The organism is Lawsonibacter sp. JLR.KK007, from assembly GCF_036941135.1.
Lineage (GTDB): Bacteria > Bacillota > Clostridia > Oscillospirales > Oscillospiraceae > Lawsonibacter.
On the sequence record NZ_JAYWSY010000002.1, the window covers coordinates 649,792 to 674,219 of the forward strand.

Consider the following 24,428-nt stretch of genomic DNA (forward strand, 5'->3'; position numbering starts at 1 on the left):
TGGCCCTTTATGCGGCGATACCTGTAACCTGATTGATTCTGCGGAACAGTTCCGGGGCCATGGTCATGACTGTGTACCCGATCTCCTCCAGCTTGGAGGCGCGGTCGTAACTCTCCACGTCCTGGCTGTACCGGGTAACTGCGTTGGCAAGGCCGTACAGCGTGTAGTCGCCGTCCGTATGGAGATACTGGAGGATTCCAACACACTCCGCCTCTGTGATATGGACGCACGCTGCGGCGCGTTTTACCACTTCCTCCAAATTGTCCGTGTTCAGCTCCAGCTGTGCGCTCTCCCGCATCTGGTTGAGCAGCTGCACAAACCGGGCTTCGTCCATTGCTTCACGGACTGCCGCTTGCAAGTTATAGACAAAATCCTGGTCGTTGTCTGTCAGCACCTCTGCATCACAGACAAAGAATCGTCTGTTGGTGAGGATACGCGGTCCCGAATGGGTGCGGCGCATTTTGGAGGCAGTGCTGTCGGTAGCCGTCATCCCGTTGGTGCAGACCAGCCGGTAGACAAACGGACAGACACTGACCGCGCCCCGGCCGGTTTCGCTGTTGGAGATGGACACTCCGGCCTGAACCACATCGCCCGGACGCACTTCATCCTGGAGGCGCGGGTTCACGACCTTCAGGTACATGTAGTCCTCCGTAAGCTCACAGCTGCCAAACTGGATATCCGGCATCTCGCCTACCACGGGGGTAACGATCCCGGCAACATCATAATTGTCGATGCGCCGGTAGCGGCTGCTCAAGAATGCCCGCGCATGGCCGTCCAATGTCCGCAGCATACGCTGGGCGGGATCAACGCGCTGAAGCCAGCGGTTGACGTTGTAGGCCAGCAGCTCCGGGTCATTCCGCCGCATTTTCTCGTAATACTTGATGGGGATGTCCAGATAGGTGCTGATCTGGCGGTGGGCCGTCGTCTGAATGTCCATCGGCTCCATCAGGTCATGGCCGCTCTCATTCAGAGCAAGGAGAAAGGGCTGGTTATCCCAAATCTCCATGCGCAGGCATCTGGTGTCCACCATGTAGTCGGCCTTGGCCTCACCCTGACGCCGGATCTCTGCGGCCATCGCCTGGATGGTGCGCCCGCTTTTCATGGTGCGCTTCACTCCTTTCCTTGATTTTTGGGCTGCTTACCAGGAAACCAGAATCCTGGTATCCTGCACATCAGCGGTCAATCCCTCCTGCTCCAGCACCTTCGCCAGCCTGGGCCAGTAGACCTTCTCAGGGAAGGCAGCAAAGGAATCCTTCTTGATCTCCTCGCCGCCGTCTGCCGGTTGGATACAGATACTTCCATCCTCGTTCAGCGTCAGGCTGCTGTGCCCCCGGGAACGCAGATCGGCAATCATGTCCTCCAGGATACTGCGGCCCTGGAACTCATACCACACCCGGGGATCTACCGGCTGCTGGTTGGGAGCAGCTTTGTCCTCCAGTGGCGCGACCTTGACCAGCGAACAGCGAAGTCCACCCTGCCGGTCTAACGTGACGTCGGCATAGTCATAGTCCGGAATGCCGTAGACCCGGATGCGTCCGGTGCCGCCATAGGCAATGAAACGTGTGGGATCAGCTAAGGTCCACTCCCAATGAGCCTGGGGGTAAACCGACCTCAAATGCTCCGAAATGCGATGGTTCACATGGCGCAGAAGCACCAGGCCCATGCCGCTGTCAGAGGTATCTGAGGCCGCTTCCTGCCGGTCACGGGACTGGCGGACACGGCGCCGGTACGTGCGATTGGATCTCCAGGCGGGAAGAAGCTGGGTGAAAATGAGCCACAGGCCCCACACCGCGAAAACGACGATCAGAGCCACTGTTGCCCAGGTGCCCCGCAGCAGAGACAGAATGGCGATGACAACGCCGATCAGGATAGAAATGCTGCCCCAAAGAGGACTCGTTCTTTTCATGGAAATTACCACCTTTTTCTTAAAATGTCGGGAAAACAAAAAAGAGGCGCTGCACCAAAGTCCAGAACTTCATCTGAAACATTTGGTACAGCGCCTCTTCATCTGCGCCGGAGCGTTACTCCGGCAGGGCCTCCCGCTCACCGTCCACCATCCCAGCAGGGACGGCAGGATCGGACTGCGGTACACCGCATTCGGTTTTGCCCTGGAAGGCCGGGATGTAATCCCAGTCGCCCAGTTTGAGCTTCAGCCGCTTGTCGTGGGTCTCACCGTCATTCCTGGTGTACTCCTCCAGTTCCAGGGAACCGGACACCCAGATCAAGCTGCCTTTTCTCACTTTGCGTTTGACCAGGTTCTTTGCAATATGCCCCCAGGCCCACACTTGGAAATACTGTGTGCGGGCTGTCTCGCCGTAGCCCAGGTTTTCCGCCAGGGAAAATCGGACGTAGGGTTCCTTCCGGGCACTCTCGCGCAGCTCCAGGTCAGCGGTCACCCGACCGATGCACATGAGCTTTGCCATAGACCACTCCTTCCTGCCATAAAGGCGAAAATAGATATATAAAAAAGTGCCGGCATTTCAACCGCTTGCCTCTAAATGGGCGCAGTTGTCCTACCAGCACTGAATACAAACCTGACAACGTGTGCAATGCGAAGTTCTTCGCGCATAGACCGTGATCTATGTCCCTTGCGGGAGGCGCACAAAAATCAATTACAGTGGTAGTGTACCACATGTTGCGCCTGTTGTCAAGCGGAAAACACAAAATATAGTATTTTATTTTTGCTTGATAGGCATATCTTGTGGCTGATAGGAAAACTAGCGGCTGGGGCCTAACTGCTCCTTCTGATACGGACGGTCAGGCCCTCCATACATACGTCCCGATGACCTACCAGATAATAGTCCGTTCCGTCATGCTCTACGCTGGTCCGCACCCAGTACGGCACATCATAGCGGCCGTCTGTCACCAGGGCCTCAATGGGACTGCCGCAGCAGTAGTAGAAGCCGCTGCCGGTTTCATATCTGCCGGAAGCGTTCTTCCTCAGCTGCTCCGTCCTCAGAACCGGCTGGACGATGTAACGGATGCAGTCCTCCACATCCGCCAGCTTCTCCATGATCCCACGCAGTTCATCCAAAAGGAACAGCTGCTCACCGTCCTCATAGTCGATCTCCAGCCCGCTCAGGTCATCATACCGGGGATAGGTGGAGTTTCGGAGCAGGCGGCTGATGCCCGGCTGCAATTCTGACGCTTGGAGCATAATGTCGTTGATATTTGCCATATTCATGACCTCCTCTTTTGCTGTCATACTATAAAACAAAGGGATACAGCAGTCTTTTCTGCATGAAGCCGAAAAAATTTTTTGAAAGAAAAGAAGTTGCAAAAATTCTGCTGCTTCTTTATACTACTATCACATTACATCCGCAAAAATAGTCTGATTTCCCTGTCACAAATCGGGGCGGCGCCAGTCTAATCTCTCAGGAGGTGTTTTTATGAGCACGAAAGAAAATCAAGAGTTATCCGCTCTGATCGAGCGGGCCACCGCCGGAGACAGGGCCGCATTGGAGACGGTGCTGGCCGGTGTGCAGGATCTGGTATTCAACCTGTCCCTGCGGATGCTGGGCACGTTCCATGACGCCGAGGACGCATCCCAGGACATTTTGCTGAAGGTCATGACCCACCTCTCCTCCTTCAAAGGGGAGAGCAGCTTCACCACCTGGGTATTCCGCATTGCGGTGAACCACCTCAAAGACTACAAGAAGCACATGTTCGCCCAATTCCCCCTGAGCTTTGAGTTCTACGGAGACGATATCCGCAACGGGAACATTCAGGATGTGCCCGATCTGACCCAGAACGTGGAGAAGGCGATCCTGGCCGAGGAGCTGAAGCTGTCCTGCACGAACGTCATGCTCCAGTGCCTGGACCCGGAGAGCCGCTGCATTTTTATTCTGGGGACCATGTTCCGGGTGGACAGCCGAATCGCTGGAGACATCCTGGGCATCACTCCGGAAGCCTATCGCCAGCGCCTCTCCCGGGTGCGGAAAAAGATGGCGGACTTTCTTTCGGAATATTGCGGTGAGTATGGGCGGGGCGCCTGCCACTGTGCCAGCCGGGTCAACTACGCAATCCAGAACCACCGCATCGCCCCTGACCGCTTGGACTTTACCGCCGCCAAGCCCAGCGGCACCGCCGTGGAGGTGACGGCGGCCATGGAGGAGATCGACGGGTACTCCCAGCAATTCTCGTTCTGCCGGACGTACCAATCCACGGAGCGATTAAAGGAAATGATCCGGGACTTTCTAAACGGTCCGGCCTTTTCCACGGTTGCGGAAGCGTAAGGGGGCAAAAACATGGATACACACATGATTTTAGACTATCTGACAGAGCTGAGCGCCAACAATAACCGGGAGTGGTATCACGCTCATAAGGCTGAATACCAGGCGGCCAACGCGCAGTTTGAGGAGCTGCTTCAGGCCCTGATGCTCCGAATCGGGGAATTTGACGGCAGCATCCTCGGCCACGCCCCCAAGGAACTGACCTTCAAGCTGGTGCGGGATACCCGGTTCAGCCACGATAAGTCCCCCTACAACCCCGCGTTCCGGGCGCACATCTCGTCCATGGGAAAGCTGCCCATCCCGGTAGGCTACTATCTGATGCTCAAGCCGGGCGGTCAGTCCTTCCTGGGCGGCGGTCTGTTCGCTGACATGTTCAAGGACGCCACCCGGATGGTGCGGGATCACATCTCGGAGCACGGCGGCGAGTGGGAGGAAATTATCACGGCCCCGTCTTTTCAAGAGCATTTCACCGTGGGCGGTTCGGCACTGAAAAATATCCCGGCTGGATATGAAAAGGACCATCCCCAGGCCGAATATCTGAAATACAAGAGCTGGTATCTGGAGTATCCGATCCAAGACGAGGAGCTTGCAAACGGCGATCTGTTCCTGTCCAAAGCGGTGGATATTTTTCACCTGATGAAACCGTTCAATGATTATCTGAACAGGGCGCTTGCAGGCTTCAAAATGCCTGCCAGATGAAATGAAATCCCTTTGTAAACTGCAAAAGGGTGGCGCCTCCCAATGAAGCGCCACCCTTATTGACGCCGGAGTTTCATTACCCCAGCCGCTCGAAAATAATCTGCTTCCGCAGATAGAGGTTCGCAACCGCCAGGGTTACATCCTTCCGGCTTTCCGCCTGCATCATTTCCCAGCGGAGGTTATCACAAGTGGTATAGTCATCATCATAGAGCGCCACCATTACCTTTTGGTCGTTGGACACGTCGCTGACGCCGGCCTCGGCGCATTTAATCAGCTCGGCGGTAGACAGGAGGGCCTGCTTGGACAGGGCCAGGATCTGCGCCTCCCGCTGGTTGGGTCGGTCCCGCTGAAACAGCTGCCTGGCTTTGGATACAGCAACGCCCTCCAGCAGAACCATCTTCAGGAAGGTCACGGCCCGCAGTGGAATACTCTCCGAGATGGGAATTACATAGAGTCCGCCCAGCAGGTCATACAGAGCCTCAAAGTCAGTGTCGCCGCTGCCGGACACAACCAGCCCACGGACCTCCAGCCGCTTCAGGCAGTTCTCAAAGGTTCGGGTGATGTACGGATACAGCGACTGCTCCAGCTTCTCGTAATGCTCCCGGGCCTGCTCCATATTTGCGATGCGCCAGTTGAGGCAGGTCCACAGGGCCATTTCCTGCCTGTCCACCATGTACTCCTGGCGGTTGACGATGATCACGGGATAAGCCTGACCTGCGTCATCCCGTTTGCGGCGGAAATTGCCAACGGCGGTATAGCACGTACACATAAAATCGTCCTCCTATGTTTCAGTCTATATTTCTTTTACGAATCAGCCCTGCTTTTTTCAACAGCTCCGCCACAAAGCCGGCGGAAGGCGGCATCCTTTTTCAGCTTAGCCTTCGCCCGGGAGATCCACGCCCCTACATGGTTAGGCTCGGTGTGATAGAGCCGGGCAATATCCGCCCCGCTGTAGCCCCTGATTTTCAATTCAAGAGCCTCAATACCCAGTTGGGCTACCCCACTGTATTCCTTCTTGCAGCGAGCCAGCAGAGCGGCTGTGTCGATCTGGTCAATCAGGCTGTCTGTCTTATCCTCCACAGAAGGCTCCGGGATAGAGGGAGGGTGTTCATCATCAGCAAAGCCAGAGCCTACCGGCAGGCTGCACAGGTGCTTTTGCTGGGTGTTGGCGGCCTTGCAGCAGTCCAGCAGATGGTTTCGGATCACAGCGGAGGCATACGTGCTGAACTGAGCGGAAGTGCCGTTATAGGTAGCCGCAGCCCGGCAGAGGGCGAGGGCACCCTCCTGGCTGAGATCATCGTACCCCAGGCCGCACACTCCCTCATTGGTCCGGATATGGCGGGATATGATCCGGCTGATCAGCTCCATGTTTTGTTCCACAAGGGCCTGCTGCTCACTGGTTAGGATAAAATCGTATTTCATGGGATTCCCTTCTTTCATTCGTAGATTTTTGAAAATAGTTATGCTGCGCGGGTATTCGGTGAGAGGAATTGACGGCAAAGCCGGATGACCTGCTCACACCGCCATTCTGAGAACTTGGCGATATGTGCCTCCTCCGGCGGCAGGCCCATCTGCACCTGGAGCCAGTGGTAAGCCGCTGTCCGGGACATCATGCCGCTTTTCCACAAGCGGTTGAAAGCTTCGTGGGCCTCCATGCGCTTGATGCGAAGGGGGCGGTTCGCCAGTGTCCCCATCGGGAGGTGGGTGCGCCGGTGAGCGCTCACGTAGGAATCACAGATCGGGTATCTGGCGCAGACATACACCTCCTCCCCTGGCTGTCGGTATTCCTGACCATGGACAGCTGAGGCCGGCCGCAGGAATGCTGGTGAATTGCAGTAGGGACATTTGATGTTGATTCGTTTCATGGAATTTCCTCCTCGATATCGAAGTTTGAAAATCTGCGTACTTTCCCCAGGGAAAAGCACAAATGACAGGGGGCAACCCTGTCATGTCGTTTCTGGTATTTACTTGTCATTTATATTACGCACCGCTCAAAGGCAAATCCGGCCCGAAATTCTGTGAACTTTCTGTAAACAATAAAAGAGCTGGCCCGAACGAGGTTCAGGCCAGCTCTTTGCAAAAGGATATAAGGTATGGTAGAATACAGTATCATGATCAGGAGCGTATAGAAAATGACAAGTGATAAAGTTTTTCAGATGAATTTTGGGAAGGTGTATGGGCTTCTGCTGGACAAGGCCACCAGAAAGGACCGGACGAAGGCCGAGGTGGATGAAGTCATCTGCTGGCTGACGGGGTACACCCCGGAGCAGTTGGAGTCATCCCGTTCCTCCGCCCTCTGCTATGGGGACTTTTTCCGCAATGCGCCCCAGCCCAATCCGAACCGGGCGCTGATCAAGGGTGTGGTCTGCGGCGTCCGGGTGGAGGAAGTGGAGGACCCGCTCATGCGGGAAATCCGATACCTGGACAAACTGATCGACGAGCTGGCGAAGGGGAAACCGATGGAGAAGATTCTTCGAAAATAGGAGGAAGCAGTCATGTGGGTATGTCCTAAGTGCGGTCGGTCATTCAAGAACAAGGAGCAGAGCCACTACTGCGGGAAGCCTCCTGCGACGATTGAGGAGTATATCGCCGCCCAGCCGGAGGAGGCGCAGGACTATCTGCGGCAGATCAACGCCGCTATCAAGGCCAGCATCCCGGAGGCCAAGGAGAAAATCTCCTGGAGTATGCCCACCTACTGGGAGGGCCGCAACCTGATCCAGTTTGCGGCCTCCAAGCGGCACGTCGGTCTCTACCCCGGCCCAGAGGCTGTGGAAGCGTTCGCTGGGCGGCTGACAGAGTATAAGACCAGCAAGGGCACGATCCAGCTTCCGTACAGCAAGCCGCTCCCGCTGGAGCTGATTGGGGAGATTGCAAAGTGGTGTGAGGAAAATAATTAAGGCGTACTGCTGTTTTCCTCGCACAGTCTTCGCAAAGGATATTTCTCCGTTCCAGGAAGCCGCCAGAGCAGGTACTGCGCATACAGGGCCTCAAACCCCGCCTCGGTGAGCTGGCCGCAGCACTCGGCAGGGTCGATCTGCACGCCCGTCAGCTCATAGAACCGCTGAACCGGCAGGATCACCGGCTGGCCGTCCCGGTCGGCCGCCAGCAGGTAACCGGGGCTGTCATTTTCACCCTGGCACTTGATATAGATGCTGTTTCGCCAACTGCCGGAGCAGGCGGTCAGGAATAGGTATAGCTGTTTTGTCGTTGAACTCGTATTTTGCATACGTTTCATATCTCCTGTCTGTGAAAAGATGTTTTGGTTTCAGCCTCATAAAAGGCTTGAAAAAGGCTTCAAAAATACATATAATAGAAGCAAGACAGCAAAAAGGTAAGGAGGAGGCTGACATGGAAGTAATCCGTAAATTTATCGACGCAAATAGCCTGATGTCCATTATGGCATTGCCGGAAGCCTTTCGGAACCGCAAGCTGGAGGTTATTGTTCTTCCCACCGATGAAGAGACTGCAATACAGCAAAAGCCGGATGTAGCTGGTATTGTCCAATCCCTGGTAGGGGCAATTCCATATACGGATATGACTTTATCCGAACTGCGTGACGAAAGACTGGGAAAATATGAAACTGCTAATTGATACAAACGTGGTGCTGGATGTCCTCTTGCGGCGCGAACCGTTTTTCAGGACAGCGGCAGAGGTGCTTAATCTTACCCAGCGGGATGATGTACGAGAGTATGTATCTGCCTCCGCTATTACAGACATCTACTATATTGCAAACAAGCAGTTGAAAGATCGTGCTGCTGTCCGGGATCTGCTAGAACGGCTTTTGAAAATCGTTTCTGTGGCAGCGGTTTCTGAACAGGAAATCCGGAATGCACTCAATTTGACGTGGGCCGATTTTGAGGATTCCGTTCAATATTCAGTTGCTCTGCTGAATGAAATGGATGGAATTGTTACACGAAATCCTGACGACTATCAAGAGGCAAATATGCGGATATGGCTCCCGGAACAGGTGCTGGAGTTATTCGCAGTCAACGAACCATGAATCAGGGCCATACCCGCAAATGTGCAGGGTATGGCCCTGTTTTCTACCCAATGATCCAGAACGGGCCTCCCGCTCCCGCTCGTTTGCTGGCCTCATTCAGAATGATCGACAGATCCCACAGCTTCTCGCTCCGCCGATAGCTGGCGGGGTCAGCCACCATGATTTTACCGTCAGCCGTGACGCCCCGGAGAACCATGAAATGTCCGCCGGAGGTAAAGTGTCCCTTGGTCATAATCGCCACTACCAGCTTACCCTCCGAGAGTGCGTCCACAATACGCTGCGGCTCAGACGCCGTACAGCCTTCCACATTCAGCCCCCACGCTTTCGCCGCGCTGGGGATCAGGGAGTGGTAGGAACCGCTCTTGCTGCACCAGCCGCCGTTTTTATAGGCCCACTCTGCCATCTCAACCGGATCAACGATGTCATTTGTCAGGGAGGACACCACGATAGACATGGAGGTGGGGCCGCAGCCGTAGCCGCCGATGTTGTCCGTGCCGTAGGGCTTGTTGGCCCAGCGTTCGTCCAGCTGATTGAAGTAAACGACCTCCGTAGCGCCGTCTGTAAAGCGGACGTTCCCCAAAGAGGCAATCGTAGTTCCGCCGTACTCGGTGTACTGGAACATCCCATCGCCCAGGAACAGACTGAGATTCTGGGCGTAGTCCCCGGCCAGCGCCTTCTGATTGTCGGTCAGATGGAACACCGTATCCGCAAAGTAGCTCTCCCCGTTGTAGGAGAGGGTATAGATGTACCAGGTTTCCTCCTTTGTTTCTATCACATCGGCGGTGTCCGGGTCATCATCCTCCACCGTCCGGGTCTCGCTGGTGCGGGTGTAGGAGTAGAGACTGCTTTTGCCCTGCCGGAGAACGGCCTGCATATCCGCCAGGGAGATGGTATCCCAGGTCTCCCCCTTGGCGGCGCAGTATTGGGCGATAAAGGAGTTGGTGTTGCTGCTCATGTCGGAGGCATAGGGGTTGACGACCTCGTAGTTATCGCCGCCGGTGGTGGCAAAATCCTGGGCGATCCGGGCCTCCGCGTCGGTGATGCCCTCGCCCAGAACCTGATTGACGGCAAAGGCGATGTTATTGGTGTTCTGGACAATAGCGGCGTTGTCGTTGAGGATGGGCTGTCCAGTGCTGCCGCTGCTGGTCAGGCCGCCGAAGATCAGGGAGGGCAGCATGAGGACGAACAGCACCGGGAGCATGAGCAGGACTGCGGCAACGGCGAGTATCTTCCCAGCGTGCCGTCCCGCTCCCAGGGCCAGACCTGCGGCGGCCCCGTATGGGCCACCCACCACCGCACCCTTAGCAGCGGCGGAGATGGCTTTGCCGGTCTTGATGGCACCGTGGATGGTCTGGGCGGTGCTGGCCGCTTGGGACAGGCTGCTTTTTTCTTGGTTTTTCAGATTTGGAGACCTCCCATCTTGTCTATCTGTCGTGTTCCTGCTATAATGACGCAGGTGATGTATAGATGATTTATGCTTGTGACAACTGCCATTTCCTTTTCAGCCGCACCACAGAGCCGGAGCAGTGCCCCGACTGCGGCAAGTACGCCGTCCGGGAAGCGACTGAGGCGGAGCGGCAGGAATATATGGAACGGCTGAAGGAGCCGCAGGAGATATAAAAATGTCCAATTCTTCTCAGCGTGAGCGCATCATGCGGTATATGCAGGACACCTACGGAACCGAGGCGGAATACCTCTGGGCGGACAGCCCGGACAGCGCCGTTTTCCGTCATCCCGCCAGCAGGAAGTGGTACGCCATCATTATGGGCGTCCTTCCGGAGCGGCTGGGTCTCTCCGGGGAACAGGTCCTTTATGTGATGAACGTGAAGTGCAGCACCATTATGATCGGTTCCCTGCTCTCCACAAAAGGATTTCTCCCGGCATACCACATGAACAAGAACCACTGGATCTCCATTGTTCTGGACAACTCTGTTCCTGACGATCAGATCACGCCCCTACTGGAACTGAGCTATGACAGCGTTGCGCCCAAGCGGCGGACAAAGCGTTCTCAGCCAGCAGAGGAGTAGACCGCCTGACAAATGGCGTCGATGTGCTGGGCAAAGCAGGCCAGGAGGAGCGGGTCAAAGACGCCACAGGCCCCGGTCACAATCATCTCCCCAGCTTGCTGCTGGGTGAATGCGGGCTTATAGACCCGGGGATGTATCAAGGCATCAAAGGCATCCGCCAGCCCCACCACCTGCACCCAAGGCGTGATACTGTCGCCAGCCAGCCTGTCAGGGTAGCCTGTGCCGTCCCACCGCTCATGGTGGTGGCGGCACACGTCGCAGATGGCAGGGAACGCCTCGCACTCCCGCAGCTCCGGCACCCGTTCCAGCAGGTCGCAGCCCTGGGTGGTATGGGTCTTCATCACCTCAAACTCTTCCTTGGTCAGAGAACCGGGCTTATTGAGGATCTCCGGGGGGATGGCCCGCTTGCCAACGTCGTGGAGCAGGGCCAGCGTGGAGTACAGCCGGATCTCCAATGTGGACAGGGCCGGGATCACAGCGGCGGCGGAGCAGACCCGCAGGAGGCTGTCGGTCAGGTCCTGGAACTGCACGCTATGGGGGGCGTGGTCAATGAGCAGCTGCTCCCGGCGCAGGACGGTAAAGGTTTGTTCCATGTCCATGGTCATATCACCTCACAAATGTAAAATGGGGGCGGCCCTCTTTTTGAGGACCGCCCCTTGCAAATGGATCAATAGCCCGTCTTGGGCAGGGGAAGATTTGGCGTCAGCTTGCGCACGACAGTGACCCAGCTGGCCTGGCCGGTCTGCCAGGTGCCCTGGTACTTGCCGCCCACGTCGGCCCGGTTGATGATCTGATAGCCGTTGGCGATGGTGCCCAGCACCTGGACCGTCAGCGTGGGGTTACTGGTGGACTGGAAGCCCACAGGTACCTTGCCGAAATCCAGGTAAATATCTGTGACATACTCGCCGGCCTGCATGGGAATGGCGTTCAGGCTGAAGGAGTAGCTGCTGCTGGTGATCAGGTTGGACGCCAGCACCTGATAGGCAGCGGTGTAGTTGGTCTTGTAGAGGATGCGATAGTTCAGTCGGGCGCTGTAAGTGCCGGTGGTAAACACCGTGGCCCGGGCTGCGTCGGTGGGAATGCGGTCGTGCCAATAGTAGTTGTCAAGCGGCACGTTGCTGGTGTTGCCCACAGTAAAGTCGTAGCGCATCTGGCTCCCGGTCAGCACCTCGGCGTTGCCCCGCTTGGTGATGACCACACCCAGGTTGGAGGGCTTGTCGTAGTCGCTCACCTTGATGATCTGGCCGGAATACTCCAGGGTTTCATCGAAGGTCTTGCCGCTGACCTGCCAGTAGGCGGGAGCAGTGACCTCGACGATCTTATACCGGCCCAAGGGCAGGGGCTTGGAGGCGGCCACGCCTCGGGCGTCCGTGGTGATATAGTCCACCACTTTGCCGCTGCGGGCCTCGCTGATTTCATACACGGCCCCCTGGAGGGGAGCGCCGGCGGGGGTGCCGGTGACCTCGTTGTACTCGGCGGCGAACTTGTGGATCTGGAACTGGCCCGTGATGGGAGTGTTCTTCCATTCGATTTCAATGGTCTTACCCGGCTGGACGTAAACGGTCTTGTACTCCTTGTCCAGCTCGTAGCCGGGCGCCGCCTCCAGCTCACGGATGAACAGCTTACCCTTGCCCTGTACGGTGAGGTCGTCGATGTAGATGTACCCCTCATTATCGGTGGAATACTCCCCGATGGGGTTCTTATTCTGGTCATAGACCAGATAGCGATAGGTAATCCGCCGCTTTTACTGCCCTCATAAGAGGACAGCAGTCAGAGCGGATTTTCCCCCGCTTCGCACCGTGCGTGCGACTTTCACCGCACACGGCGCTCCATCAATGCAGATTATTTGTTGCGTGTATGTGAAGGAACCAGTTTTTCCCTATAACCGATAATTTTCTTCTGTGCTTTTGCATCAAACTCGCTTATATCATAGTTCGGGTTATTAACTGCGTCGAGGCATTTCTTGTGCAGGGATATCAGATTGTTGACACGATTTACCTTATTCAATGGGAGATTTGGGTTGACCCGGTGTGCCCATGGCATACTGGAAATAAGCCAGCCGCCGCAAACCCGGCACTTGAGTTTGTCACGGTTGAGCGCGTAGGCCCGATTCATAATAAACTCAAAGTTGTTAAGTTTTCCCCATTGCCCATATCTGGTTGCTCTGGCCGATTTTTCCGAGTACATTTCATCAAGGCGAGCGTGTATACGCTTCTTTTTCGTGCGCTCAAAGAAAAGTTGCCTGCCAGCTTCAGTGTAGGGCGTCTCTTCCTCCTTTTTGGGGATAGTTTTCTCCCATTTGCAAAAGGAAAGTGCGGTAAAACCGATATAAATATCGCGATATTTCATGGAGGGTATCTTTTGCTTATACTGCTGATGAACACGGGGAAGATTTTGCGTTTGATTTGCAGGAATCCACTTTCCCTTGTACTGCGTCAGGCGGCGTCTGGCAACGAATTGTAGCCTCCTGCTATACTTCTTCATGGAAATGTTCACCCAGGTACAGCATTGATCATATTGGATAATTCCCCTGATTTGGCTGTTGATGCGATTGATTGCGTCCACCATTTGTTCCCGGCTGTAATAGTGCGGGATTTTCTTGATGTCATGAGCAATCTTGTCAGTTTTCCGCCTTAATCTGTCTCTTTCTGGAATCGTTCTTGGAATATAGCCTTTTCGCGCTTTTCCCGGAACCACCTTGTATTCATAGCCAAGGAATTTGATGTACTTTTTTCGGATATCTGTTATCAGCGTTTTCTCTGGGGATAGTGTCAGCTTCATTTTGCTGTGGAGAAATATTTGCAGTCGTTTTTTCCAGTCCTCGGCATGAGCGCGTGTGTCTGTGATGATTATGAAGTCGTCTGCGTATCGGACGAGGAATCCTGGAATCAAGGCCGTTCTACGCAGACCTTTGTACTTGCGGTAGGGTTTTGAGAATGGATATTCTGTTTTCTTTATTTCCCACTGCTTGGTAATCCATTCATCCATGATGTCCAAGTAGACATTTGCCAATAGGGGACTAATTAACCCTCCCTGTGGCGTACCTTCCTCATTTACCTCACATTCATCCATGACCCCGGTTTTCAGCATTGCCTTGATGATTTGCAGTACCCGTCTGTCCCTTATCCCCATGTGATAAAGACGTTTCAGGAGAATAGCGTGGTCAATACGGTCAAAGCATTTGCTGATATCACCCTCGACAATCCAATGGTAGCCAGTATGATGAACAAGCAATTTTGCGCGTTCCAATGCCATAGGTGCGTCCCGCATGGGCCGAAAACCGTAGGAATGGGCAAAGAACTGTGCTTCGAATATGGGTTCTAACACAATCCTCATGCACTCTTGTACGATTCTGTCCCGTATGGTAGGAATGCCCAGCGGACGTTTTTCGGCTTTTCCTGGTTTGTCGATATACACCCGGCGTATTTTCTGCGGCTCAAAGTGCTTGAACGCGCTTTGAATATCTCGAATGACCCACGAATGGGAGTGTTGCAGGTAATCGCGCATGGTTTTGGAGTCCACACCGGGGGTTTCACTGCCGTGGTTACTTTTGATGTTGTGAATTGCTGTGATGATGGTTGCTTCTGCTGACATAATTTCCAGAAGTCCCTTGAGCGCTGGCCTTCCGCCCTCGTCATAGACCTTTTTGCTGTGCTGATACAGTTTATCTTGGAGCTTGCGTAATTCCGTTTCGGTTTTCGGGTAGTCGAATTGTTGTGCCATACGCACCGCCTCCCTTCGGAATTGGTGTTTCTGGTTTTAGTCAGGTATGCCTACGGCTTCCTCGACCTTCTGTTCACATACGAATCTGCACTGACTATGCCCCTTCGCTCCGTCCGCCTTATTATTGCGGACATCCTCGCTACTACGGGCTGCTGCCCCATGGATTAGCGGGTCATTTCCTACCCGCGCGGCGGAGGTGCCACTCCACTTACTTCAAAAAGATGAAGTGCCGTCCATGGTTCCTTTGTTCCCTATGCTTTAGCTTTACATATCGGTTTTAGCCCGTCCCTCTAACCCGGCTGCCATCTTTGACTTGTGTGATATTCTGCCAAAGACATTCGACCTTAATGGTTTTCTGCCGTTTTCCACAAATTCAAATTTCAACGGCGGCAGCACCCCTCATGGGGGCGGATGGCTGTATAATCATCCTGGCGTTTACGAGCCGTACTCTCAGGACATATGTCGGTTGCAACAAAACATACTGGACATGACCGATTTATAGCCTCCTGCGGCGCGATACCGTCTCAGATATCGCCTCCGCTCTTTACCGAGCTTCGCACGTTCCATATGACACTATGGACGCACGTCGGAGCATCAGAGTTTTGGTCACCCGTCACACCGGGTCAGGCAGGTTCTGCCCCTGCCGAATCAAGCATAGAGTTCAGATTTCTTGCGAAATCTGCCTTGTTTTATTGCGTATTTCTACGCAGATTGTCAAGGAACAAAGCGCGCGAATTTCACATCATAGATCCCCTCGCCGGTAACGCTGTTCACCTTATGGATGATGATGCCCGAGAAGGGGGCGTTGGTCACAGTCAGCGTGGTGGTCTTGCCGTCCTGGATGGTGAAGTAGTGGGGGGTGCTGTCGATCTTGAAGCCCTCCGCCGCCTCGATCTCCACCGCGTAGAAATCGCCGGCGTCCATGGGCAGGAACACCCGGCCATTGTCGCCGGTGGTGATGGTGTCCACCAGCCCGCCGTCCATCTTCCGAATTTCAAAGGTCACGCCCTTGATGCGCTGGGACTTGTCCGACTCGGAGACCTTGATCAGCTCCAAACCGCCCACAGGGGTGTTGTAGAAGGTCAGGGTCTGCACCTCTCCGGACTTGATCTCAATGCTCTGCGGGGTGGAATCCAGCACATACCCGTCCAGCGCCTTGGTTTCCTTGGCGGTAATGACGGAGCCGGGCTCCAGGTCGGAGATGGTGATGCGGCCATACTTGTCGGTCTTGTAGATGCCGTTGTTCGGCCCCACGAAAGCACCGGAGCTGTCCGTCACCAGGAACTCCACACCGGCCAGGCCCTGGTCCTTGCTGCCCTCTACCAGCTTCTGAATCACTAAAGTTTGGGTGGGGGTGTTGTAGAAAGTGAGGTACTGGGTATCGTCGGCGTTGACCTTCACCGTCTGGGATTTGGTGTTGGGGGCGATGATGTAGCCGGGAATGGTCTCGATTTCGGTTGCGATGATGGTGCCGGTCACGCCCTGGACATTGATCTGCCCATTGCTGTCCGTCACATAGATGCCGTTGGTGGACACCTTGCCGCCGTCCTGATCCACGTTGGTCCCATCGGCATAGGTCAGCTTGAACCGCACCCCGGCCAGAGGCTTCTTGGACACAGCATCCAGCTTCGTGATAACGAGTCCGCCCGCCTTCTTGTTCCAGAAGGTCATGGTCTGCGCTTCGCCAACCTTGATCTTGATGCTCTGGGGCGTACCATCCAGGACAAACCCCGCCAGCGTCTTGGTCTCCCGCGCGGTCACGGTGGTTCCCGGCTCCAGGTTGGAGATGGTGATGCGGCCGTCCTTATCGGTATAGTAGTAGCCGTTGTTGGGGCCGACTACCGCGCCGGAGCTGTCGGTGACCAGGAACTCCACGCCCTTCATGGGCTGGTTCTCGGTGCCCTCCACGAATTTCTGGATGACGAGGGTGGTGGTGGGATCATTCTCAAAATCGAGATTGTTCCCGCCGCCGGTGCCAGTGCTGTTGCCGCCGGTGCTGTTGCCGCCGGTGGGGCCGCCGCTCACGCCGCTGGTCAGGGTGTTGCCCGTCCCGTTCCGAACCACGATGGTCTGGGGGGTGGGATTAAGCACATAGCCCTGGGGCACCTTGGTTTCGGTCACTACCACGGTGCTGCCGGGAATGAGGCCGGTGACGGTCACAGTCCCGTCCTTCCCGGTGGTGAACTTCCCGATCAGGCTGCCGTCGCTGTACCTGACCGTGAACTCGGTGTTGGGTACGGGCTTCCCGGTGACGGAATCCACCTTCGAGATGGTCAAACTGCACAGGGGGTCGTTGTAAAAGTAGAGCGTCTGGGTGTCGTCCGGGGCGACCTCCACGGTCTGGGTACGGTTGGCCTCATGGATGGTGTAGCCGTCGATGCTCTGCACCTCGGTCACCACCAGGGAGCCCACCACGCTGTTGAGAATGATCTGCCCGTTTTCGTCGGTGTAGTACAGGCCGTTGGAACTGATCTTCCCATCCGCGTCCGGGAGGAAGCTGCCGTTGGTGGTGGTGATCTTAAAGGTGACGCCCTCCAGGGGAACCTTCTTATCCGCAGAGCTGCGCTTATTGATAATGAGGCAGCCCGTCTTGGCGTTCTCAAAAATCAGGCTGTTGGCGACGCCCTGCTTGATCTTGATGGTCTTGGGGGTGGGGTCCTTGATGTAGCCGTTAGGGGCCTTTTCCTCCGTCACGATCACGATCTGCCCAGGCTGGAGGCCGGTGATGGTAATGAGGCCGTTGCGGTCGCTGGTGTACCGGCCGTTGTTGGTGCCGATGGCGGCGCCGTCTTCGTCGGTCACGTGAAACACCGCGCCGGGCAGCGGGGTCTTGTCCGTGCTCTGCTTCAGAATGGTGAGGGAATTATCCCTTTTATTCCAGAAGGTCAGGGACTGCACCTCGCCGTCCTTAATGAGAATCTTCTGGGGGGTGCCGTCCAGCACGAAGCCCTCTACCGTCTTGATCTCCCTTGCGATGACGGTGGTACCCGGCTCCACATCAGACAGCACGATCTCGCCGGCCTTGTCGGTATAATAGATCCCGTCGTCGGGACCTACCGCCGCGCCGCTGCCGTCGATGACCTTAAAGGCGACGCCGGAAAGAGGCTCAAAATCCGTACCCTCGATGTACTTCCGAATGACGAGGGTGGTGCCGGGGGTGTTGTAGAAGTGGAGGGTCTGAACGTCGTTGGGGTTGACTACCACCGTTTGGGTCTTCTCCGCCGGGTCGATGGTGTACCCGGGAATGGTCTTGATCTCCGTCACGACCAGCGCGCCGACCACGCCGTTGATGGTAATTTTCCCATCCCGGTCCGTCATATAGATGCCGTTGCTGCTGATCTGGCCGTTTTCATCGGGGACAAACTCGCCGGTGGCGGTGGTCACCTTAAAGGTAACGCCGGCCAGCGGTTTGTTGGTGACGGAATCCCGTTTGTCGATGACCAATGTGCCCGCCTTGGAGTTTTTCACGATGACCGTCTGGGTGTCGCCGTTGGCCCCAATGACCACATTGGTGCTGGGAGAATCCATGACGTAGCCCGCCGGGGCCTTGATTTCAGACAGTACATAGGCCCCGGGTGCGAGGTTGGTGACCCTGATTTCGCCCTGGGCGTCGGTGGTAAAAATGCCGTTCTGGGTGAGGGTGCTGGTGCCGATCACACCGTCCAGACCCACTTCGCACCCCGCCGCCGTAGTGATGCGGAACTCCGCCCCGGAGAGCGGCTTGTTGGTGGCGCTGTCCCGTTTCTGGACAATGAGCTGGCCCTTGGGCTGGTTTTTCATGGTCACGCTGACCGTCTTACCCGCCTGGATCACTACTGTCTGGGACTGGGTATCAATGAGGAACCCCGCCGGGGCCTTGGTCTCAGTCACCACGACGCTCTTGCCAGGGATCAGGCCCTCGATGCGCACCTCGCCGTTTTCGTCCGAACGGTAAACACCGTTGGAGTCGCCAATGAGGCTGCCGTCCGAGTAGGCCACCTTGAACTCCGCGTTCGCCAGCGTGACGCTGGGGTTGACGCTGCACACCTTCCGGATCAGGAGGGAGCCGGTGGGCTGATTGCGGAACTCCAGGGTCTTGGTCTCGTTGGACTCGATCTTGACCGTCTGGGGCACGTCGTCTAAAATGTACCCCGGCCTTGTCCGGGTCTCCTTGACCACCAGTGTGGTTCCCGGCATGATGTCGGACACCAAGATGGAACCCGCGCTGTCGGTGGTGAAGTAGCCGTTGCCGTTACCCACCACAGCGCCGTCGCTGGTGGTGATAAAGAACTGAATATCACTCAGCGGCTCCTTGGTGATACTGTCCACCTTCTTGACCAGTAGGGAACCGTACTTGCTGTTGGTAAAGGTGAGGGTAATGCAGTCCTGCTCCTTGCCGCTGATGTAGGCGGTCTGCGGGGCAGTATCCATGACGTAGCCGTGGGGGGCGGAAATTTCCTCGCAGACGTATGTTCCCGCGTCCAGGCCGGTGATCACGATATTGCCGTTGCTGGAGGTCTGATACTCCCCGATGATGGTACCGCCGCTGCCGGATGTCCCGCCCAGGTAGCGGACGCGGAACCAGGCGTTCGCCAGAGGCGCCCCGGTGTCCGAATCAATTTTCCGGATGACGAGAGCGGATTTGGGAATATTTTCAAAGGTCACCTCAACGGAGGTGTCATGCTCGATGTAGATGGTCTGCTCGGAGGGCTCTTTGAGCATGAACCCTGCCGGCGGTTCCACCTCGATGATTTTGTACCAGCCGGTGTCCAGGCTGTCCAGGTGGATGATGCCATTTTCATCGGAATAGTAGTAGCTGTTGGTCAGCTGCTGGTAGGTGCCGTTCTGGTTCTTGTCCTTGGACACCCAGATTTCAAATTTGGCCCCCTTGATCCCGTCCCCGACGATACTATCCACCTTATAGATGGTGAGGCCGGGTTTCTTCTCGTTCTCAATGGAGACCTCTGTGGTCTTGCCGGGGCGCAGGTAGACCTCATGGGGCGTAGTATCCAGAATGTACCCTGCCGGCGCCTGTTTTTCCGTGATGATATAATAGCCTTCGGTGAGGTGCTTCTGAGGCACAGTGATGGTGCCGTCCGCGCCTACGGGGAAGTCCCCGATTTTCACACCGGCCTTGGTCTTGACTTCAAAAATCGCGCCGGTCAGGTGCTTGCCCGCGATGTCCACCTTCACGATCTTCAAGGTGGGCCGCTGGTAATTCTGGAACTCCACCTGGGTTTCCTTGTTGGGGAACAGGGTCACAGTCTGGGGGGTGGTGTCCAGAATGTAATTTTCCGGAACGCTCTGCTCGGTGATGGTATAAACTCCGGGCAGGAGGTCGGTGATGACCACCTTGCCGTCGGGACCCGTGGGCTTGGTGGTGATGGTGGGGCCGTCCGCGCCCCGCAGCGTGAAGGTCACGCCGGGCACGGGGTCTGTGCTGTCCTTGTCCCGTTTGCTGATGACCAGGCTGGGCCGCTTGTCGTTTTGCAGATGGATCTCAGCGGTCTTGCCCGGAGACAGCTCCACATGGTACTCGGTGGTGTCCAGGATGTGGTCCGGCAGGGTGGCCGTCTCCACAACGGAGTAGATTCCCGGCTCCAGGCCCTCCACCAGAATCTCGCCGCCGTTTTGGGTGGTGCGGTCGATGGAGTGGCTGGCGTCCCCAATGGGGGTGATCTTAAAGGTAACACCGTCCAAAGCAGTCCCGTCCGCGCTGGTTTTGACCAGCCGCAGACTGGGCTTTTTTGTGTTCGTAAACACAAATTCGGCGGTGTCGTTGGCCCGCAGGTGGATGATGCGCTGGGCGTTGTCCACCACATAGCCGGGGCACTCCAGTTCCGTCACCTCATAGGAGCCGACGGGGAGCTTGCTCAGGTCGATCTCACCATTGCCATCGGTGACAAATTCCTCCGGGCCGTAGCTGCCATCAATGGCCCGGATGCTGAACTTCACGCCGGGAATGGTCTTGGAGGGGTCGGCGCTGTCCACCTTCACCAGCTTCATGCCGGGTTTGGTGTCGTTAAAGAAGAACAGCTCCTTGACGCCGCAGCCGGCGGTCAGCTCAATCTCCTGGGGGGCGGTGTCCTTGATGTGGCTGTCGTCCCCGGTGTCCACCTCCACCGCCCGGTAGGTGCCCGGCTCGATGTTGGTCAGGAGGATCTCGCCGCTGCCGTTGGTCTCATAGCGGCCCAGCGAAAGGCCGTCCCGGAAGATCTCAAAGGTGACGTTCGCCATGGGCCGGTGGCTCTGCCGGTCATATTTCACGATCTTCAATCCGACCTTCGCCAGATTTTTGAAGACCAGAGGCCCGGCAGGGATGGGATTGCCGTTGGCGTCCAGCTCCAGCTTGATCTGCTGGACCTCGGTGGTAGGCTCGTAATTGGGGGGCGGAACCAGCTCCGTCACGGCGTACTCACCGGGCTTGATGTACTTTCCTGTGGATTCCGTGGGGTCCCACCACTGCACGCTCTCCAGCACACCGGCTTCATCGGTGTCAAACTCGTAGACGCCGTTGGTGACGGAGGAGAACTTAAAGGTGGCGGGGCCGACGCCGGTGTTGGTCAGGGCGTCCCGCTTGAACAGAAGGGCCTTCCCCGGCTCGGGGATGCCGCCGTTCTCAATACCCGCCGCCGGGCCTACCTGTACCGCGCCCGCCGCCGTGGAATTATCCGGGGCCTTGCAGGTCACGGTAAAGGGCGAGGCCAGCGGAGTACAGCCGGCCGGGGCCTTGGTCTCCTTGACGTACAGGGTCACGCTCTTGCCGTCCTCCACAATGTTGGGAACGGACGTACTCGCTGTGCCGTCAGAGCCGGTGGTCATCACGGCCAGGGGTGTGCCGCTGCAAGAGGAGTCCGCATAGACTGAGAACTCCGCGCCGGCCAGGGGCTTCTTATCCTTGGCGGCGATCTTTTTGAGCTTCAGGTAAACGGGCTTCTTCTCAGTGATGGTAGTGCCGTTAGTGAAGGTCACCTTGGATGCACCGCCGCTGCTGGAGAATTTCTTGGCGGCCATATCGGCGGTACCGCCGGTGCCGGTGATGCCGGTCAGGTAGGAGGTGTCGTCCTCTGTCACATCAAACCGGAAGGAGGCATCCGCCTCAAACTCGATGCGGATGGTTTCATCAGCCTTCAGCGTAAATTTCAGGCCGCTACCAGTGCTTGTGACCTGGCTTGTGCAGTCTGTACCGTTTTTCTTCGCTGTGAAGCTGGCAGGGCTGCCCGCAGTATAGGTCACGGTAAAGCTCCAGGTCTCCCCGGCGGGGACGGAGCCTCCGGCCTTCTTGGTCACCTCCAGGGACGGCCCTGTGGGCTCAGGCCGCTCGAAGTTGAACGGACTGAGGATGTGCAGGCCATAGGAGCACCGCTCGGAAAAGATGGTGTCTCTGACCTTGGCGGCCTTCGTAATACTGTCCACGAAGCTGTCCGCTTCGGTAAAGCCGTTGGTGGAGCACAGTTCCTCACCAGTGGGTGCGCCGCTGCTGTCCAGCGGGTACTCCAAAAACTGGTTCTTCTTCTGCCGCATCCACTGGGCCATGTTGCGGATGGTGGAGGACTGATCGTAGATCAGATTGCCCTTGGTTGTAGACTCGCTGTTATAGAGGGAATAGGCCATCATCTCCCGCAGGGTGTAAGCGCGGCGGACGCCATCCGGGTCCACAAATACGCCGCCGGTCTCAATGATGACCCGGTACTTGGTGCGCAGGTTGCCGCTGGCATCGTGAACGTACTCAGACCACTTCGTGATCGCTTCGTCCTTGCTCCAGTTGCTGCCGCTGCTGGTGGTGCTCAGACGGCCCAGCAGGTACAAAAAGGCGTCGTTGGGCTTGTAGACCTTGTAAAGATTGCCGGGGGTCACGGGCTTGGGGTCGGTGCCCCACATAGAGGTATAGTCGCCGTCCACCCAGCCGGTGGACCATTTGGAGCTGTTGCAGTTGAACATCTGCTCCTTCTGCGCGTCCGTGATCCCGGTGGCCGCCTGGAACTCGTCTGCGGTAGTCACCCATTTCTGGTTATATCCGCTGGTGGCGTCGTAAGCGTAGACTCCGCCTGTGCCGCCTGCCATCATCTGAGCGGCATTTGCGCCCTTGCCGTTGTACTGCATAGCGCAGGAATTGAACCAGGTGATCTTGCTCCGGCAGGCGGCGGCATCCCAGTTCTCATAGGTGCCCTGGCCCCAGACCACGTTGAGGGGTGTGCCGACAACGTGCCAGGTGCTGTAGTCGTTGCTGTTGATGTCCTTGACCACGCCCTCCGGGAACTCGATCAGCGTAAACCGAAGGAACGTCCGCTTCGGATCGGTGGTCCAATCCACATTGCTGGTGGTGGGCTTCTGACCGCCGGGGCTGCCGGGGTTCAGGCCGCCGGTGCCGCCGGTGGGGCTGGCGCTGTTGGCCTTGGCGGGGGCGCGCCGGATATTGCCGCCGCTCAGTTCTGTCAGCGCCTGATAGGGAATCGTGCTGTAGGCCCGGTCAATGGTATAGCCGCCCTTGGTATTGACCGCCTCCTGACCGGAGTAGCTTCCCTTCGCCATGATCTTCGCCATGTTGGGGTCATTGAAATGCCACCACTCGCTGGCAAGGGGGATCAGGCCGGCTGCGGTGCAGTAGCTCTGGAGACGCTTCGCGCCCTCGGAGGCGGCAAACCGCTCCGTCCAATTCTCCAGCTCGCTGGGCATGGTATAGGAGCTGACGGGCTTCCGGTAGCGGATGGCGGCCGAACTCAGCTCGTGCATCGAGGTGGGCATCTCGTACTCCGTCCAGTCCTCGTACTTTCGGTAAGTGGAGCCATCCAGAGTGTACTCATGCAGCTCCGTGGGATCACCTTTGGCAAGGCTCATATCCACGGCCAGCCCCGCCTGATGATTGGACGTGCCTTTAGCGATGAACCAGCCCTGGTTGCGGGCATAGCCCATGGCGATGGCCTTGTCCATGTCGGCGGACACACCGCTGTCGCTGTCCCAGAGGGAGGCAAAGCCGTCCCGCACAGCGGTCTGTACCCCAGCGGGCCGGAAGGTCTCATAGATCACCAGCGTCTCACCGTTGGACATGGCGGACTTCTGAACCTTTGCCAGCCGCTCGGCCAAAGTGAACATACAGGGGACAACATACTCGTAGCGGCTCAGACGGGAGCTGAACTGCCGGGCGTTGGGATAGAACGATCTCCCGGTCACATCGGGGATACTCTTCCCGCCAGTGGCCTGAAAGATGCTGCTTTTGCTGTTGGTCAGGTTATAGGCGATGCTGGGAACGACGTCCGGCAGGTTGATGAAGATGCGCTCCTTATCCACCCAGCCGGTCTTCCCCAGCTGGCCGCCTTCCCAGGCAGTCACGCCGCCGCCACCGTCAACGGCGAGGCCCACCTTGACCCTATCGCCGCCGTTGTAGGCCAGGATGGCGAAGGGGATGGGCTTGGCATTGTCCGAGGCGGGGACAGACGCGACCTGGGACCCGCTGCTCTCGGTATTGTAGACCGGGAGGGGGAGGCAGGTGCCGTTCCAGCCGGTGGCGCCGGCGATGTTGACCTCGAAATCGCCGGTGGGAGCATAGACAGGGGTGGCGGCGCTGACCGCCGCCCTGGCGGGTGTCCCCTCCGCGGCAAAAGCGGTGGCCGGGAGCATCCCCATGATGGTGATGACCGCCAGCAGGCCGGACAGGGTGCGCTTCCAGTTGGATTTGATGCTCCGGGAGAGAGATTTCAACATGAATGCGGTTCCTCCTTTATAAGTTTGTGAGCATAGAAAAAGGACTGCACGAAACCGTGCAGCCCT

The 24,428-nt window shown here is 56.9% G+C and carries 21 protein-coding genes; 8 read left to right on the forward strand and 13 right to left on the reverse strand.

The genetic code is table 11. The features are described 5' to 3' along the window. Window positions 1-7: 7 nt before the first annotated feature. The 4 genes from VV088_RS13075 to VV088_RS13090 form a co-directional block, all read right to left on the reverse strand. Complete coding sequence (locus tag VV088_RS13075) at window positions 8-1,102, reverse strand: DUF932 domain-containing protein (protein ID WP_334601155.1); 1,095 nt, start codon at window positions 1,100-1,102, stop codon at window positions 8-10. A gap of 36 nt (window positions 1,103-1,138) precedes the next feature. Beyond that, on the reverse strand, window positions 1,139-1,906 hold the full coding sequence (locus tag VV088_RS13080) for a hypothetical protein (protein ID WP_334601156.1): 768 nt from the start codon (window positions 1,904-1,906) through the stop codon (window positions 1,139-1,141). A gap of 115 nt (window positions 1,907-2,021) precedes the next feature. Beyond that, entirely contained in the window at window positions 2,022-2,423 is a 402-nt protein-coding gene (locus VV088_RS13085) for a single-stranded DNA-binding protein (protein WP_334601157.1), read from the reverse strand. A 308-nt stretch (window positions 2,424-2,731) separates the two neighbouring features. Beyond that, window positions 2,732-3,178: a DUF5348 domain-containing protein gene (locus VV088_RS13090; RefSeq protein ID WP_334601158.1), complete on the reverse strand. Its 447-nt coding sequence runs from the start codon at window positions 3,176-3,178 to the stop codon at window positions 2,732-2,734. A gap of 211 nt (window positions 3,179-3,389) precedes the next feature. Between VV088_RS13090 and VV088_RS13095 the strand changes: the two genes are divergently transcribed. Next, window positions 3,390-4,235 carry an RNA polymerase sigma factor gene (locus tag VV088_RS13095; RefSeq protein WP_334601159.1) on the forward strand — a complete coding sequence of 282 codons (846 nt, stop codon included), beginning with the start codon at window positions 3,390-3,392 and terminating at the stop codon, window positions 4,233-4,235. Window positions 4,236-4,247: 12 nt separating this feature from the next. Continuing rightward, window positions 4,248-4,931 carry a DUF2461 domain-containing protein gene (locus tag VV088_RS13100; RefSeq protein WP_334601160.1) on the forward strand — a complete coding sequence of 228 codons (684 nt, stop codon included), beginning with the start codon at window positions 4,248-4,250 and terminating at the stop codon, window positions 4,929-4,931. Between the two features lie 76 nt (window positions 4,932-5,007). On the opposite strand, the gene VV088_RS13105 is transcribed toward VV088_RS13100, so the two are convergent. The 3 genes from VV088_RS13105 to VV088_RS13115 are packed head-to-tail and all read right to left on the reverse strand — an operon-like array spanning window position 5,008 to window position 6,796. Next, entirely contained in the window at window positions 5,008-5,700 is a 693-nt protein-coding gene (locus VV088_RS13105) for a hypothetical protein (RefSeq protein WP_334601161.1), read from the reverse strand. 35 nt (window positions 5,701-5,735) lie between these two features. After that, entirely contained in the window at window positions 5,736-6,353 is a 618-nt protein-coding gene (locus VV088_RS13110; RefSeq protein ID WP_334601162.1) for a sigma-70 family RNA polymerase sigma factor, read from the reverse strand. A gap of 38 nt (window positions 6,354-6,391) precedes the next feature. After that, window positions 6,392-6,796 carry a zinc-finger-containing protein gene (locus VV088_RS13115; protein ID WP_334601163.1) on the reverse strand — a complete coding sequence of 135 codons (405 nt, stop codon included), beginning with the start codon at window positions 6,794-6,796 and terminating at the stop codon, window positions 6,392-6,394. 267 nt (window positions 6,797-7,063) lie between these two features. Between VV088_RS13115 and VV088_RS13120 the strand changes: the two genes are divergently transcribed. Continuing rightward, window positions 7,064-7,414: a DUF2200 domain-containing protein gene (locus tag VV088_RS13120; RefSeq protein ID WP_334601164.1), complete on the forward strand. Its 351-nt coding sequence runs from the start codon at window positions 7,064-7,066 to the stop codon at window positions 7,412-7,414. A 12-nt stretch (window positions 7,415-7,426) separates the two neighbouring features. Further along, window positions 7,427-7,828 carry an iron chaperone gene (locus VV088_RS13125; RefSeq protein WP_334601165.1) on the forward strand — a complete coding sequence of 134 codons (402 nt, stop codon included), beginning with the start codon at window positions 7,427-7,429 and terminating at the stop codon, window positions 7,826-7,828. Here the strand turns inward: VV088_RS13125 and VV088_RS13130 are convergent. Continuing rightward, window positions 7,825-8,157, reverse strand: coding sequence for a hypothetical protein (locus tag VV088_RS13130; protein WP_334601166.1), 333 nt, complete (start codon window positions 8,155-8,157; stop codon window positions 7,825-7,827). The genes VV088_RS13125 and VV088_RS13130 overlap by 4 nt on opposite strands. A gap of 122 nt (window positions 8,158-8,279) precedes the next feature. On the opposite strand from VV088_RS13130, the gene VV088_RS13135 reads away from it, so the two are divergent. Together VV088_RS13135 and VV088_RS13140 are read left to right on the forward strand one after the other, a co-directional pair. After that, the gene (locus VV088_RS13135; protein WP_334601167.1) at window positions 8,280-8,522 is read left to right on the forward strand and encodes a hypothetical protein; all 243 of its coding nucleotides are present in this window, start codon (window positions 8,280-8,282) and stop codon (window positions 8,520-8,522) included. Continuing rightward, window positions 8,506-8,931 (forward strand): PIN domain-containing protein, encoded by a 426-nt coding sequence (locus tag VV088_RS13140; RefSeq protein ID WP_334601168.1) that lies wholly within the window; start codon window positions 8,506-8,508, stop codon window positions 8,929-8,931. Before VV088_RS13135 ends, VV088_RS13140 begins: the two co-directional genes overlap by 17 nt. A gap of 43 nt (window positions 8,932-8,974) precedes the next feature. Here VV088_RS13140 and VV088_RS13145 read toward each other — a convergent pair whose 3' ends face one another. Next, entirely contained in the window at window positions 8,975-10,222 is a 1,248-nt protein-coding gene (locus tag VV088_RS13145) for a C39 family peptidase (RefSeq protein ID WP_334601169.1), read from the reverse strand. 176 nt (window positions 10,223-10,398) lie between these two features. Here VV088_RS13145 and VV088_RS13150 point away from each other — a divergent pair, with 176 nt between their 5' ends. Continuing rightward, a complete protein-coding gene (locus VV088_RS13150; RefSeq protein ID WP_334601170.1) occupies window positions 10,399-10,551 on the forward strand; it encodes a hypothetical protein in 153 nt (50 codons plus the stop codon). A gap of 2 nt (window positions 10,552-10,553) precedes the next feature. Continuing rightward, on the forward strand, window positions 10,554-10,958 hold the full coding sequence (locus VV088_RS13155; RefSeq protein ID WP_334601171.1) for an MmcQ/YjbR family DNA-binding protein: 405 nt from the start codon (window positions 10,554-10,556) through the stop codon (window positions 10,956-10,958). Here VV088_RS13155 and VV088_RS13160 read toward each other — a convergent pair. The 4 genes from VV088_RS13160 to VV088_RS13175 all read right to left on the reverse strand — a co-directional run bounded on the left by VV088_RS13160 (window position 10,940) and on the right by VV088_RS13175 (window position 24,362). Further along, window positions 10,940-11,557 (reverse strand): HD-GYP domain-containing protein, encoded by a 618-nt coding sequence (locus VV088_RS13160; protein ID WP_334601172.1) that lies wholly within the window; start codon window positions 11,555-11,557, stop codon window positions 10,940-10,942. The two genes, VV088_RS13155 and VV088_RS13160, sit on opposite strands and share 19 nt — an antisense overlap. Before the next feature lie 68 nt (window positions 11,558-11,625). Beyond that, window positions 11,626-12,693: an MSCRAMM family protein gene (locus tag VV088_RS13165; RefSeq protein WP_334602068.1), complete on the reverse strand. Its 1,068-nt coding sequence runs from the start codon at window positions 12,691-12,693 to the stop codon at window positions 11,626-11,628. A 107-nt stretch (window positions 12,694-12,800) separates the two neighbouring features. After that, window positions 12,801-14,681, reverse strand: coding sequence for a group II intron reverse transcriptase/maturase (ltrA, locus tag VV088_RS13170; RefSeq protein ID WP_334599178.1), 1,881 nt, complete (start codon window positions 14,679-14,681; stop codon window positions 12,801-12,803). Between the two features lie 714 nt (window positions 14,682-15,395). Next, a complete protein-coding gene (locus VV088_RS13175; protein ID WP_334601173.1) occupies window positions 15,396-24,362 on the reverse strand; it encodes a SpaA isopeptide-forming pilin-related protein in 8,967 nt (2,988 codons plus the stop codon). Window positions 24,363-24,428 lie beyond the last annotated feature (66 nt).